At 64.9% G+C, this 12,610-nt stretch carries 15 protein-coding genes; 3 read left to right on the top strand and 12 right to left on the bottom strand.

Annotated elements, in window-relative coordinates:
- Positions 1-53: 53 nt before the first annotated feature.
- Positions 54-1,001, top strand: a complete 948-nt coding sequence (locus GTA51_RS05575; protein WP_160959381.1) for a LysR family transcriptional regulator — start codon at positions 54-56, stop codon at positions 999-1,001.
- Here the strand turns inward: GTA51_RS05575 and GTA51_RS05580 are convergent.
- The 9 genes from GTA51_RS05580 to GTA51_RS05620 all read right to left on the bottom strand — a co-directional run bounded on the left by GTA51_RS05580 (position 967) and on the right by GTA51_RS05620 (position 7,501).
- A complete protein-coding gene (locus GTA51_RS05580; protein WP_160959383.1) occupies positions 967-1,203 on the bottom strand; it encodes a hypothetical protein in 237 nt (78 codons plus the stop codon). The genes GTA51_RS05575 and GTA51_RS05580 overlap by 35 nt on opposite strands.
- An 84-nt stretch (positions 1,204-1,287) precedes the next feature.
- On the bottom strand, positions 1,288-1,788 hold the full coding sequence (locus GTA51_RS05585; protein WP_160959384.1) for a DUF488 domain-containing protein: 501 nt from the start codon (positions 1,786-1,788) through the stop codon (positions 1,288-1,290).
- Entirely contained in the window at positions 1,788-2,375 is a 588-nt protein-coding gene (locus GTA51_RS05590; protein ID WP_160959386.1) for a DNA-3-methyladenine glycosylase I, read from the bottom strand. The genes GTA51_RS05585 and GTA51_RS05590 overlap by 1 nt, the downstream gene beginning before the upstream one ends.
- Before the next feature lie 214 nt (positions 2,376-2,589).
- Positions 2,590-4,035: a menaquinone biosynthesis decarboxylase gene (locus GTA51_RS05595; protein ID WP_160959387.1), complete on the bottom strand. Its 1,446-nt coding sequence runs from the start codon at positions 4,033-4,035 to the stop codon at positions 2,590-2,592.
- A gap of 53 nt (positions 4,036-4,088) precedes the next feature.
- On the bottom strand, positions 4,089-5,108 hold the full coding sequence (locus GTA51_RS20910) for a response regulator (protein WP_246197998.1): 1,020 nt from the start codon (positions 5,106-5,108) through the stop codon (positions 4,089-4,091).
- Positions 5,109-5,267: 159 nt separating this feature from the next.
- A complete protein-coding gene (locus GTA51_RS05605) occupies positions 5,268-5,723 on the bottom strand; it encodes a hypothetical protein (RefSeq protein ID WP_160959389.1) in 456 nt (151 codons plus the stop codon).
- 24 nt (positions 5,724-5,747) lie between these two features.
- Positions 5,748-6,614, bottom strand: a complete 867-nt coding sequence (locus GTA51_RS05610; protein WP_160959391.1) for a J domain-containing protein — start codon at positions 6,612-6,614, stop codon at positions 5,748-5,750.
- Between the two features lie 11 nt (positions 6,615-6,625).
- Positions 6,626-7,084, bottom strand: coding sequence for a YkgJ family cysteine cluster protein (locus tag GTA51_RS05615; protein ID WP_439333312.1), 459 nt, complete (start codon positions 7,082-7,084; stop codon positions 6,626-6,628).
- Between the two features lie 3 nt (positions 7,085-7,087).
- The gene (locus GTA51_RS05620) at positions 7,088-7,501 is read right to left on the bottom strand and encodes a CoA-binding protein (protein WP_160959497.1); all 414 of its coding nucleotides are present in this window, start codon (positions 7,499-7,501) and stop codon (positions 7,088-7,090) included.
- Positions 7,502-7,578: 77 nt separating this feature from the next.
- Between GTA51_RS05620 and mqnC the strand changes: the two genes are divergently transcribed.
- Positions 7,579-8,622: a cyclic dehypoxanthinyl futalosine synthase gene (mqnC, locus tag GTA51_RS05625; RefSeq protein WP_160959393.1), complete on the top strand. Its 1,044-nt coding sequence runs from the start codon at positions 7,579-7,581 to the stop codon at positions 8,620-8,622.
- A 201-nt stretch (positions 8,623-8,823) separates the two neighbouring features.
- Here mqnC and GTA51_RS05630 read toward each other — a convergent pair whose 3' ends face one another.
- Positions 8,824-9,735, bottom strand: coding sequence for a DMT family transporter (locus GTA51_RS05630; protein ID WP_160959394.1), 912 nt, complete (start codon positions 9,733-9,735; stop codon positions 8,824-8,826).
- Between the two features lie 142 nt (positions 9,736-9,877).
- Between GTA51_RS05630 and GTA51_RS05635 the strand changes: the two genes are divergently transcribed.
- Positions 9,878-11,101 carry a M24 family metallopeptidase gene (locus tag GTA51_RS05635; RefSeq protein ID WP_160959396.1) on the top strand — a complete coding sequence of 408 codons (1,224 nt, stop codon included), beginning with the start codon at positions 9,878-9,880 and terminating at the stop codon, positions 11,099-11,101.
- Positions 11,102-11,116: 15 nt separating this feature from the next.
- Here GTA51_RS05635 and GTA51_RS05640 read toward each other — a convergent pair whose 3' ends face one another.
- The gene (locus tag GTA51_RS05640; RefSeq protein WP_160959397.1) at positions 11,117-11,764 is read right to left on the bottom strand and encodes a cyclase family protein; all 648 of its coding nucleotides are present in this window, start codon (positions 11,762-11,764) and stop codon (positions 11,117-11,119) included.
- Between the two features lie 197 nt (positions 11,765-11,961).
- Positions 11,962-12,429 (bottom strand): cytochrome c3 family protein, encoded by a 468-nt coding sequence (locus GTA51_RS05645; protein WP_160959399.1) that lies wholly within the window; start codon positions 12,427-12,429, stop codon positions 11,962-11,964.
- Between the last annotated feature and the right edge of the window lie 181 nt (positions 12,430-12,610).

Genomic DNA, 12,610 nt, shown 5'->3' on the forward strand with positions numbered 1-12,610 from the left:
AGCCTATATATAATGTAAAATAATGATAATTTATATTAGGATAAATTAATGCTATGGATAAAAGCCCCTTTGACCTCCAGGCCCTGCGCACCCTGGTTGCGGTGGCGGATACCGGCGGTTTTACCAAGGCCGCTGCCGTGCTGCACAAAACCCAGGCTGCGGTGAGCGTCTGTGTGGCCATGCTGGAAGACGGGGTCGGTTGCCGCCTGTTTGAACGTTCACGCCAGGGCTGCCAGCCAACACCGGCCGGTGCCGTGCTGCTTGGTCACGCCAGGGAGATTTTACAGCGCGTGGCGGCGGCTGCTGCGGCCATGCAATCAGCCCGACCGACCGGTCGGGTGCGTCTTGGCATCCCGGACGACGTCGTGATGGGACTGAGCCTGCAGTTCGTTCGCCGGCTGGCCGAGGATAATCCGGCGGTGCTGGTTGATTTGCGCTGCGAACTGTCGGCCGGGCTGGAAACTGCCTTGTGGGCCGGTGAATTGGATCTTGCGGTGGTAGTGCGGGAGCCGGGCAGTCAACAAGGCGAATTTTTGTTTCGCGATCCATTGCTCTGGTGCGTGCCGCCAGGGCATTCGCCGGAATGGGTGCGGCCACTGCCAGTAGCTCTTTTCGCGGCGGGCTGCCGCACCCGGCCCATGGTACTGGCCGCTCTGGACAGCGCCGGCATCAACTATACCGAGGTCTGCCGCGCCTCCCATGTGGCCGGATTGACGGCCATGGCCGCAGCGCGCGGCGCTATTGTCGCTCTGGCTCGGCAGGCCCTCCCCCGGGACTGGCGTTTCCTGGCCCCGGGGGAGGCCGGGTTGCCGTGGCTGCCTGATTATGAAGCGGCGCTGCTTTTGCCGCCGCAGCCGACACCCTTGGCAAGCCTCGTGGCCGGGCTGCTCACGGTGGCGGCCCGGGAGACCGTGGGATCGGGGCAGCCGACTGCGGCCGTTTCCCGGGAGGCAGGGAATAGGGCAGCTACAGCGCTTTCCACAACGTCTGCACCGGGGTAAAGGCTGCATCCAGCTCGGGGCTTATTTCCACATCCACTTCGCCGTTCTGGCGGGACACACGCACATGGCCCTCCCCGTCCAGACCGGACTCCCGGGCGGCGTCGTGCCAGCGGGCCACGTCTGCCGCCACAATCTCCTCAAAGGCCGCTTCCGCCGCCAGCGGAGCCACATAACTTGAAACCGTCACCCACGCGTCGCTCACGCCCTTTCTCCTTCCGTTTGGCCCGCACAGGGGCTATTTTCTTCCACTATCCGTCCTGTCGGCCCGGGGCAGGCCGGCGTGCGGTCACTGCGGCTCCCTGTCGGCCAACACGCAGGCCAGGGCAAAATCGTTCCAGGCCGGGGTGTGCGGCTCCAGCCGCCCGTCGGCCCGGATATGGACCACCCGGGCACCCCGGGACAGCAGTTCCGGGGCGATGCGCCCGGCCCGGTGGCAGCATCTGGGGTCTTCTTCACCGCATAATAAAACCAGCCGCCAGGCTTGGCGCCAGTAATCCATGACCAGGTCCACCCCCCGGGAAAAGGACACGGCCGCAGCAATGGGCGAACCTTCCGGCCGGCCGCCAAGCTCCCGGCCCAGATAGACATAGGAGACGCCCCACAGCCGTAGCGAAGTGGACAGGGCGTCCTTGGAAAAATGCGGCATGTACCGGGAAACCGGGTGGCTGCGCACGTCGATAACCATGTTGACGCCCTGGCAGGCGAGCAGGCTTAAAAACGTGACCCGCTCGTGGCCGCTGTGCCCGATGGTGTAGATGGGCGCTCGGGCGAGTGGTCCCGACTGCATCAGGCATCCCCGACCAGTTCCCGGAACCGGAAGCAGCCGCGCAGATGGTCGTTGACCAGACCCGCTGCCTGCAAAAAGGCATAGACGATGGTGGGGCCGACAAACCCGAAGCCCCGGGCCTTGAGGTCGCGGCGGACGGTTTCGGCCAAGGGCGTGACTGCCGGCACTTCGCCGATGGCGTTCCAGCCGCCGATGACAGGTTTGCCGTCCACGAAGCGCCACAGGTAGGCGTCAAAGGAGCCAAAGGCCTCGGCAACGGCCAAAAATGCCTGGGCGTTTTTAACCGAAGCCGCCACCTTGGCCCGGTTGCGGATGATGCGGGCGTCGGCGATCAGTTCGGCCATTTTGGCGTCGTCGTAAGCCGCCACGCGCAAAGGATCAAAGCCCTCGTAGGCCAAGCGGTAGCCTTCTCGCCGTTTGAGCACTGTCAGCCAGGACAATCCGGCCTGGGCCCCTTCGAGGATGAGCAGCTCGAAAAGCGCCCGGTCGTCGTGCAGCGGCGCGCCCCATTCCTCGTCGTGGTAGCGCACGTAAAGCGGCAAATCGCCGCACCACGGGCACCGAAATTTCTCGATATCCACGCCCATCCCCATCTCCCCCTCTCCGGGAGGTTGCGGGAGGGGGGCATCCCCTCCCGCCGCCGGAGCAACGGCGGTATCCGTCAAGCGCCTCTTTCAGTTTTCTCGGTCCGCAGCCGAAAGAACTGAAAACCAACGCCCAGCCCCCCTTAAAAATTTTTCCCGGTGGGGGGTCCGGGGGCCTCAGGCCCCCGGCCGCCGGAGGCATTCTTCCTGCCTCCTTCTACAACCCCAGTTCGCCCCATAAGGCGTCGATGCGGGCCTTGGTGGCCGGGTCCATGGTCAGGGCGTCGGGCCAGCCGCGGGTGTGGCCTTCTTCGGGGCCTTTTTTCGTGGCGTCGATGCCCATTTTGCCGCCGTAGCAGGACATGGGCGCGGCATGGTCCAGGGCGTCCAGCGGTCCGTCCACGATGACTACGTCGCGCCGGGCGTCGACGTTGTTGCCCACGCGCCACCACACCTCGGAGGTGTTTTGCACGTTGACCTCGGCGTCCACCACCACGATGAATTTGGTAAACATCATCTGGCCCAGGCCCCAGATGGCGTACATGATCTTGCGCGTCTGGCCGGGATAGCGCTTGTCGATGGAGACAAAGCAGAAGTTGTGGAACACGCCTTCCAGCGGCAGGCTCATGTCCACGATTTCCGGCAACTGTTTTTTGATAAGCGGCAGAAACAGGCGTTCGGTGGCCTTGCCCATGTAGGTGTCTTCCATGGGCGGCGGCCCCACCAGCGTGGCCGGATAGACGGCATCCTTGCGGTGGGTGATGGCCGTCACGTGAAAGACCGGGTAGTCGTCGGCCAGGGAGTAATAGCCGGTGTGGTCGCCAAAGGGGCCTTCGCGGCGGCGCTCGCCGGGTTCGACGTAGCCTTCCAGGACAAACTGGCTGTTGGCCGGCACCTGCAGGTCCACGGTCTTGCATTGCACCAGCTCCACGGCGCTCTGGCGTAGGAAGCCGGCAAAGAGAAATTCGTCGATGTCGTCGGGCAGCGGGGCGGTGGCGGCGTAGGTACAGGCCGGGTCAGGCCCGATGGCCACGGCCACGGGCAGGCGTTCGCCGCGTTTGCCGGCCTCGTGGTAATGCGACGCACCGCCCTTGTGGCGATGCCAGTGCATGCCGGTGGTATTTTTGTCAAAGACCTGCATGCGGTACATGCCGACGTTGCGTTTGCCGGTTTCCGGGTCTCTGGTCACCACCACGGGCAGGGTGATAAACGGCCCGGCGTCGCCGGGCCAGGTGGTCAGCACCGGCAGCAGGGACAGGTCCACGGCGTCGCCGGTCAGGACCACATCCTGGCAGGGGGCCTTGGTGACGGTCTTGGGGAAGATGCCGGCCATCTTGGCCAGTTTCGGCAGGAGCTTGAGCTTCTCGATAAGTCCTTCGGGCTTTTCCATCTCCAGCACATCGTCGATGCGTTGGCCCAGGGCGTCGAGGTCGGCGCATTCCAGGGCCAGATGCATGCGCGGGAAGGAGCCGAAGGCGTTGGTGACGACCGGAAATTTTGAACCGGTGGGATTTTCAAAGAAAAGCGCCGGCCCGCCGGCCTTGGAGACGCGGTCGGTGATTTCAGCGATTTCCAGCTTGGGATCAAGTGCTGGCGTGATGCGTTTGAGTTCGCCTTTTTTCTCCAGCAGCCGCAAAAATTCCTGCAAGTCCTTGTACGCCATGGGGGAAACGCTCCGGGTGTGATCGATCCGGCATGTACGGCCGGTGCCCGTATTTATACCCGAAGATGCAGCCCCGTAAAGGGCCGGGCCGCGCCGGCCAAAATCCTGGCCCAAAATCCGGAAGCCGCCTCGTCCGGCAGCCCGCCGGCCGACTGGCACACGGCAATGATCTCGCGCCGGCCCAGGCGCACCCGGGCCAGGGAGGCAATGACGGCGTCGGCTGCGCTCGGGTTTTCGAGCATCAGGCGATAGGCCGCCCGGGAGCCGTCCACCGTGACCACAGCGGCGGTGCGTCCGGCCCCGGGCAGCCGGCCGAACAGGCGAAGGGACCATTTCCCGGGTCCGGTGCGCTGCGTGAGCAATTCCGATTGGCCGATGCCCGGGTACATCCAGGGCGCGTAGACGGGCCGGCCCTGGGTTTGGGGAATCCATTGCCCGGCCAGCCGGACGAGTTCGCGCACCCGGGCCAGGGTCTGGCCGGCGGCGGCGTCGGCGCGGCAAAAGGCCAGGAAGTCCGCGCGCGCCTGGGCGAGATCCAGGGTGGGGCCGGGGGAAGGCGCAAGCGCTGGCGCTGGTGTTGGAGCCTCCCCGTCGGGCCTTTCTGCCGGGCTGGATGCGGCAGCGGCAAAGGGCGGGGGTGCCGCGTCCGACCCGCTGCGCGCTGGCGTGGAGCTGTCGGCGGGCGCGAGCGCTGCCCCGGGAGACGGCGGCGCAGCCGGGACAAAGCGGCGCAGATGGGCCTCGAATTTGGACCGGGCGTCGGTGAGGGCGGCGAGCAGCAGGACCGGATCGTCGGTTGCCGAGGGCGGCGGGGTGATATCGCGCAGGACCAGATCCGGCTCCAGCCGTTCGATGCGAAAGACCAGCTCGCGCCCCGGAACCGGCTCGTGGTCGAGTGCGGCCAAGAGTTTGTGGCCGGCCACCACCACCCAGAAAAAACCGCCCGGTCCCGGCGAAACGAGCCGGCCCCGCACGACCTGGCCCACCCGCCGGCCGCGCCGAAAGGCCTGCCCATCGGACCGGTCCTTGTTGCCAGCCCCGGATTGCCCGCTGTACCCGCCTGTAACCCGCATCTGGTGTCCTTGTACGTGGCGCTTGCGCTATTGTATGATGTGTCGTCTTCACCATGAAGGTAACGCCTTCCCCCTTAACCCCTTGCCTTCCATAAGGGATTCCAAAGGGGTCCCCCCTTTGGCCGCCGGAGGCCTCTTCTCTTCTCCTCTCTTCCTATCCTAGTGGCCCGTCTGTTCAAAATAGTCGGTTCTATCGATGCCAGGAAAGACATGGATGACGGGCGTACAGGTTCCCTGGCGGATGATGTGGAGTTCGCAGGGAACGGTCTTGCCCGGCGCGATGGCGTATTTGGCGACGAAACGCGGTCCGGGGGGCATGCTGTTGGCCAGGGTCAGGGTGTGCGTGGCGTCGGGCTGATAGAGCGGTTCACCGGTGATGGGGGCGCTCGGGGTGAAGCGGTAGGTCACGGCCAGGGGCGGATAGGGGGTGGGGATGCCTTCGTTGGGTGAGCGTGGCTGCCAGGCTCTCACGGTCACGAAGGTGGCGGTGCCGGCAAACACGTCGTAGCGGCAGGGGCCGCCGACCAGTTCCGGCGTGGCAGCCTCGGCGGGACGTGGCAGCAGGCAGGCGGCCAGGGCGCAGAGCAAGGCAAGGCGGATGGCGGTGGAGAGCATGCAAAGCCTCCTTGGGGATGGGCGTTATTTGGCGAGCAGTCGCAGATAGAGATCGCCGCGCATGGGACCGATGCGCCGGCCCATGCCTTTAAGCCGGATGGGGCGTCCCACCACGAAATCCGTGGGCAGGGTGACTTCCACCATGGTGGGTTTGGCGTTGCCCAACCCGTGGCGGATGCCGACCCGGATGCGGGTGCCGGGGAGCAGGCTGGCGCTGGGCAGATGGACGGTTTGTTCGTCATCCAATTGTTTTTGAAAGTAATCCTTGAGAGATCCGATAAATCCCTTGGAAATATCGAGAGATACCGCTTTGTCTCCCCAACTAAACGAGACCTCGCGCGCGCCCTTGGCCGCCACTTTTTTGCTGCGCACCGGACCGCTTTTCACCTTGCGGTAGATGTCTTCAAACACCTGCCGGGCAAAAGGATCTTTGAGCAGATCCTGGAGCACTTCTTCGCGGTGGAAATAAAATCCGGCGTCGGCGGTGTCTTTGGAGGCTTTGGTGTAGGCTTGTTTGGCCTTGCGCTGGCTGTGGGCCGCGCCGGGGTCCGGGCCTGGGGGCGGTGGTGGCGGCCCGGGGCGGCTGGTCCTGGCTCCGGGTTGGGCTTGCTGGCCGGCGGGCCGTTTGGGGCCGGCGGTTTTGGCTTGATCTTCGGCGGCCGGACCGGGACCGCGCTGGTCGCGGTCGGCCAGGAAGTGGCGCAGCAGGAGATAGGCTTCGTTTAACCGCTGGAATTTGCGTTTGGCGGCCGCGTCGTCAGGGTGCAGATCCGGGTGCAGCTTGAAGGCGAGCTTGCGATAGGCGGATTTGACGGCCTCGACGTCGTCGGTGGCCGCTACCCCGAGCAGGGCGCGCGCCTGATCAAGGCGCATCGAATCCTGACTGCCCATGCTGCGCTCCCTCAGGCGGTTCCCGGGTCGAGGTCGGCCAGGGCTTCGGGGACGTCCTCGCCCCGGGGACGCGTCAGGCCCCGCTCGACCAGATAGGCCCGGCCCTGTCTGGCGAATTCGGCGTGGGAGGCCTGCCGGTTGATGCCCGGACAATCCTCGGCCGCCATGGCGTGGCTGTCGGCGTCGATGATGTTGCCGCGAAAATAGGGCCAGGCCCGGCACACATCCGGGCGGCCCGGATGCACGGTGCAGCCCTGCTTGTAAAAGATGCAGTAGTCATCCGGGCCGGTAATAAGCCGCTGCCGGCCGCCGACATATTCGGCAAAGCGAGTGAGCAACGTCTCGCGGTCAAGTCCAAGATGGTCGCCCAGACGCTCGATGTCGTAGGCGGACAGGACGATACCGCCCACGCCTTCACAGCAGTGGCCGCAACGTTGACAGGCAAAGGCAATGACAGACGACATTTCCATACCCTATCCCCAAAGGCGACGGTATTCAACCATGATGCAGCGATCCTCCACCACCACGACCCCGGCCGGGGCGAGAAGCGCCTTGGCCTGGGGGCTGGCAATGCCGGATTGCATCCAAAAGCAGGCCGGTCGCTGCGGCAGGGCCAATGTTTCGTCGGCATGGGCCGGACAATTCGCCGGGGCGCGAAACAGGTTTACAACGTCAATGGGCTCGTCAATCTCGGCCAGGGTCTTGCGGGCCGGTATGCCCCAGACCGAGGCCCGGGCCGGATGCACGGGAATAACGCGAAAGCCGGCGTCGATCATAAACCGGCCCACCATATCCACTTCGGTTCCGGGGCGGTCCTTGGCCCCGACAAGGGCAATGGTCTTTCCTGGGACAAGCAGCTCTTTGAGCATGGAATCGGCGTACAGCATGGTTCCTGGGTGGTTTTCGTTTGCGGCAAAAAAGGGTATCGCCATGGCGGCATCCCTGCCTGGAGGTCAATCGCACAATGCCAGATCGCGCCATCAGCCGTATAAGCGTGGACGAGGCCCGCGCCCTGTGGGGCGGCGAGGACGTTTTTTCCCTGGGGAAAAAAGCTCACGCCGCAAGGCTCGCCCTGCATCCCGAACCGGTCGTCACCTATATCGTCGATAGAAATATCAATTATACCAATATCTGCGCCTGCGGTTGCCGGTTTTGCGCCTTTTTCAAGGCTCCCGGCCAGCCCGGCGGCTATGTGCTGTCCGCAACAGAGTTGGCGGACAAAGTGGCCGAGACGGTGGCCCTTGGCGGCTACCAGATCCTGCTGCAAGGCGGCATGCACCCGGATTTACATCTGGATTTTTACACCGGCATGCTGGCTTCGCTGCGCGCCGGCTTTCCCGGCGTGGCCGTGCATGGGTTTTCGCCGCCGGAGATCGTCTTTTTGGCCACAATGGAAGGGCTGTCCATAGCCGAGGTGCTCACCGAACTCAAGGCCGCCGGCCTGACATCGCTGCCCGGCGGCGGGGCGGAAATCCTGTCCGACCCCATCCGCAGCCGGGTCTCGCCCAATAAGTGCCCGGCCGATGCCTGGATCGGGGTCATGGCCGAAGCCCACCGGCTGGGCCTGCGCTCCACAGCCACCATGGTCATCGGCCTGGGCGAGACCATCGAGCACCGGCTGGAGCATCTTTCCCGCCTGCGCGACCTGCAAGACCAGACCGGCGGCTTCACCGCCTTTATCCCCTGGACCTTCCAGCCCGGCAACACGGCGCTCACCGTGCCCGAAGCCTCCTCCTGGGAGTATCTACGCCTTTTGGCCCTGTCGCGGCTTTTTCTGGACAACATCCCCAACATTCAGGCCTCCTGGGTCACCCAGGGGCCGATGGTGGGGCAGATGGCACTGTATTTCGGGGCCAACGATTTCGGCTCCACCATGATCGAGGAAAATGTGGTGGCTGCCGCCGGCGTCCATTTCCGCCTGGAAGAAGACGAACTGCGCCGGCTGGTGGTCAAAGCCGGCTTCGAGCCGCTACGCCGCAACATGGACTACACGCGCCGCGACGGGTGAGGGAGTGGAGAGAGGAAGAGGGAAGAAATAAGAGTGCCTCCGGCGGCCGGGGGGGATAATCCCCCCCGGACCCCCTTGATAGGAGAAGTATTTCAGGGGGGTTGGGGAGATGGCTGGTACTGTGAGGCGCTGTGTGCGTTTGGCGGGAACATGGTTGCTCCGGTGGGCAGAGGGGGAACTCCCTCCCAGACTCTCCCCGGACTAGCGTTTTTGCGCCGCCTGCCTCTTGCTTCCCGGTCGGGCGCTTAGGGCCACGCCGGCCAGGACCGTGCCGCCGCCGAGCCACTGGCCGGGTGTCATGGTCTCGTCCAGGAAAAAGCGCGACAGCAGACAGGTCACCACCGGGATGAGATTGATAAAGGCTGCGGCCTTGGCCGCCGGAGCCCGGCTGACGCCGAAATTGTACAGGCCGTAGGCCACAAAGGTGACGGCCAGTCCCAGAAAGACCACTGCCAGGGCCGGGCCCGGCGTCAGGCGCTCGGGCCAGGGGGCCAGGACCAGGGCCGGGGAGAAGAAGAGCAGACCGATAAAGCACTGGGCGGCGGTGAGGTAGAGTGGCTTGTGGCGCACGGCCAGGCGTTTGCAGGTGATGATGTAGCCGACGGCGCAACACATGGCTATAAATTCCAGGGTGTTGCCGAGAATCGGGCGCGGTGCGGCCGGGGACGCCTCGCCTGTCACGCTCATGACGGCCACCCCGCCAACCGCCAGGAGCAAGCCGGCCATGGTGCGTCCTTCAAGTTTTTCTTTAAGAAATAGGGCGGCGGCCACGGCCGTCATCACCGGCAATAGCGCCGTGATCATGCCGGCCTGGGAAGCCTGGGTGAAGGTCAGGGCCTGGGATTCAAAGATGAAATAGAGGCAGGGCTCGCAAAAGGCCATAAAGGCAATCCAGGGCCAGTCGCCCTTGCCGGCGGCAAAGCCGCCCAGGCGTCGCCACAACAGCCCAAAGACCACCGAGGCCACGGCCATGCGGCCAAAAACCACCAGCAGCGGGGAAATCTCGCGCATGGCGATCTTCATGGCGATAAACGAACTGCCCCACAAAATCGTCGCCCCGATCAGGGCGAAAAAGGCCGGCCACGATATTTTTTGAAGCGTGCTGCTTGGCATGGCGTGCGGTCCTGTCCCGGGTGTTGGAAGTTTTTGCGCTGTGAATCCGGACGGATGCGGCGAATTGCGCGTCCGGGTTCAGCCCGGACGGCCGCTATGCCTGCCCGCACAAGATAAAGCAACCCAAAACGGAGTATTGCAGATGTTTGAAGCCCTTGAACGCCTGCCCGAATCGGAAATGCACGCCCGCCACCAATCCGTGCGCGCACTCTTGGCCCAAACGGCCCCCGGAGCCGGCGGACTGCTCGTTTTTTCCCGTCTGGCGCTCTATTATCTGACCGGCTCCTGGGCCAATGGCGTCCTGTGGCTGCCGCTGGCCGGCGACCCCGTGCTTTTGTGCCGCAAGGGCCGGGAGCGGGCGGTCCTCGAATCGCCTTTGCCCACCATCGTGTCTTTCCGCTCTTTTGGCGATATCGCCCCTTTGTGTCAAAAGGCCGGCAGCCCGCTCGCCCCGGTGTGCGCCGCCGAACAGGCCGGCCTGCCCTGGAATCTGGCCAATCTGCTGGTCTCCCGCCTGCCGGATGTCACCTTCATGGCCGGCGATACCGCCCTGGCCATGGCCCAGGCGTATAAGTCCGAATGGGAACTGGCCAAGTTGCGCCTGTGCGGAGCGCGCCACGCCAAGGGATTGATGGAACTCGTGCCGAGGCGCATCCGGCCGGGCATGACCGAGCGCGAAATCGCCCGGGTGTGCTGGGACGCCTTTTTCGACCTGGGCCATCAAGGCCAACTGCGCATGGGCAGCTACGGCGAGGAGATCTTTCTGGGCCATATCGCGGCCGGGGATTCGGCCAACTATCCCAGTGTTTTCAATGGCCCGGTGGGGCTTCGCGGCGAGCACCCGGCCCTGCCGTTCGCCGGCTATGCCGGCACGGTCTGGAAGCCAGGCGAATTGCTCACCATCGACAACGGCTTTGCCCTGGAAGGCTACAGCACGGATAAGACGCAGGTCTATTTTGCCGGCAAGGCAGCCGCTTTGCCCGACGCCGCCCGCCGGGGCCATGACCTGTGCATGGCCGTGCAGCAGGCCGTGGCCGAGCGGCTGCGCCCTGGGGCGATTCCGTCTGAGCTGTACGCCCTGGCGCTTGCGATGGCTGCGGAGGCCGGGCTGTCGGAAGGCTTCATGGGCCTGGGTGATAATCAGGTGCGCTTTCTCGGCCACGGCATTGGCCTGGCCATCGACGGCTGGCCGGTTCTGGCCAAGGGGTTTGACGCGCCGCTGGCCTGCGGCATGACCTTGGCCCTGGAGCCCAAATTCGGCATCCCCGGGGTCGGCATGGTGGGCGTGGAAAACACCTTTGAAGTGACGGAAACGGGCGGGGCCTGCCTGACCGGCCAGGACTACGAGATTATTTGCATCGAATAGGCCGTCGGCCGCCGCTCAGGCCGGCTCTTGCCAAAGGACGGCCCGCACCGGCGAGGCCTCGGCCTCGGCCACGGCCAGGGGCGGGCAGGCCAGCCGGTAGCGGCCCGGTGCGGCCTGGGACAGGATCAACCCTTCGAGGATCAGGACGCCGCTTGCCAGCAGCAGCCGGTGCACGGGATAGGCCGGATCGGTGAGCGGTTCGATGCTCATGGCGTCGAGGCCGACCAGGCTGACCCGGCGGGTGATGAGTTCCCGGGCGAGTTGCGGGGTGACGCTGGCGAAGTCGTCCGGGAAAGCTCCTTGGGCAAAGCGCTGTTCGCGGGAGTTGACGGTGCAAAAGAGCACCGCCTCGCCCGGATGGATGGCCACGCCGGCCAGGACATCCGGGCCAAGCCGCAGCGCCTGCCCGCAGTCGATGACCACGGCCGGTGGGAAAAAGGCGGCGACGGGATAGTCTCCGGCCCGTTTGCCTTGGGGCAGAAAGTGGGCCGGAAAATCGATATGGGCGGCGCTGTGGGCGCTTAAGCACCAAGCCGCGGCCTCGCAGCCGTCGGTTTCGTGGGTGAGAAACAGGCGGCGGGCAAAGGGCGGGTCGCCGGGCACGGGCGGCGTCGGCGGCCCCAGGGGCAGGGAGATGTCGATGACGCGGGCGGGGTCGTTCACGGCGCGCCTCCTTGGGGCGGACAGCAGCCGGTGGCGGTTGGCCGGGCCAGGATGCCGCTGCCGCAGCGGCACGGCAGGCAAACCGGCCGGGTCGGGGGGCGGCAGAGCGGCCGATAAGCGTGCCACAGCGGCCCGGACCCGAAAAAAAAGCCCCTGCGTCGGCAGGGGCTTTCAAAACGGCGTTCGGTTCCCCGTGGTTATTTCGCGGCCACGTGGCAACCGTTGTTGGAGCAGGGGGCCACGGACAGGGGCTTTTGGCCCTTGTCTTTGCGGGCCACATTGGCCTTGAGGTGACAGCCCAGGCAGCTGTTCTCGGCATTCTTGTCGTGGAAAGCGCGGAAGTAGGACGTCGCTTCCTGGCGTTCCTTCAGATTGTCGTGGCAACCGGCCTCGGCGCAACCCTGGACTTCGCTCTTGCCGTCCCACATGTGGTGGCAGGTGACGCAGGCCACGGAAGCGTGCTGCCCGTGGGAAAACTTGACCGGGGCAAAACTGGTTTTAAGCACCCCGGACGGGCGTTTGAACGTGAGTTCGAGGGGATAACACAACGTGGACTTGGCATCGACGATGCCGCTGAACTTGCCACCCTCGCAAAAAGCCGCCGTGGCCATGGCCAAGCTGCACACCATGACGATCAACCCGGAAAGCATGACCTTGGAACGCATCCAACTCCCTCCTTGAGCTCCAGAAAACACTAGAAGTGACCCTGCCGCTGTGAATCCACAGGCGGCTCCTCAGGCAACAGCCCCGCCGCCGTAATTCAGTGGAAAAGCGTAAAATTTCACAAGGCGGAAGTCAACACTCTTTTCACAAAAACCGTTGTCGTCCAAATGAGGCACGACCAGC

The organism is Solidesulfovibrio aerotolerans (genome assembly GCF_009856865.1).
GTDB lineage: Bacteria > Desulfobacterota > Desulfovibrionia > Desulfovibrionales > Desulfovibrionaceae > Solidesulfovibrio > Solidesulfovibrio aerotolerans.

Coding starts and splice junctions, on each gene's coding strand:
- GTA51_RS05575 (WP_160959381.1), top strand. CDS start 54: ATGGATAAAAGCCCCTTTGACCTCCAGGCCCTGCGCACCCTGGTTGCG.
- GTA51_RS05585 (WP_160959384.1), bottom strand. CDS start 1,788: ATGCAGTCGGGACCACTCGCCCGAGCGCCCATCTACACCATCGGGCAC.
- GTA51_RS05590 (WP_160959386.1), bottom strand. CDS start 2,375: ATGGGCGTGGATATCGAGAAATTTCGGTGCCCGTGGTGCGGCGATTTG.
- GTA51_RS05595 (WP_160959387.1), bottom strand. CDS start 4,035: ATGGCGTACAAGGACTTGCAGGAATTTTTGCGGCTGCTGGAGAAAAAA.
- GTA51_RS20910 (WP_246197998.1), bottom strand. CDS start 5,108: ATGCGGGTTACAGGCGGGTACAGCGGGCAATCCGGGGCTGGCAACAAG.
- GTA51_RS05605 (WP_160959389.1), bottom strand. CDS start 5,723: ATGCTCTCCACCGCCATCCGCCTTGCCTTGCTCTGCGCCCTGGCCGCC.
- GTA51_RS05610 (WP_160959391.1), bottom strand. CDS start 6,614: ATGGGCAGTCAGGATTCGATGCGCCTTGATCAGGCGCGCGCCCTGCTC.
- GTA51_RS05615 (WP_439333312.1), bottom strand. CDS start 7,084: ATGGAAATGTCGTCTGTCATTGCCTTTGCCTGTCAACGTTGCGGCCAC.
- GTA51_RS05620 (WP_160959497.1), bottom strand. CDS start 7,501: ATGCTGTACGCCGATTCCATGCTCAAAGAGCTGCTTGTCCCAGGAAAG.
- mqnC (WP_160959393.1), top strand. CDS start 7,579: ATGCCAGATCGCGCCATCAGCCGTATAAGCGTGGACGAGGCCCGCGCC.
- GTA51_RS05630 (WP_160959394.1), bottom strand. CDS start 9,735: ATGCCAAGCAGCACGCTTCAAAAAATATCGTGGCCGGCCTTTTTCGCC.
- GTA51_RS05635 (WP_160959396.1), top strand. CDS start 9,878: ATGTTTGAAGCCCTTGAACGCCTGCCCGAATCGGAAATGCACGCCCGC.
- GTA51_RS05645 (WP_160959399.1), bottom strand. CDS start 12,429: ATGCGTTCCAAGGTCATGCTTTCCGGGTTGATCGTCATGGTGTGCAGC.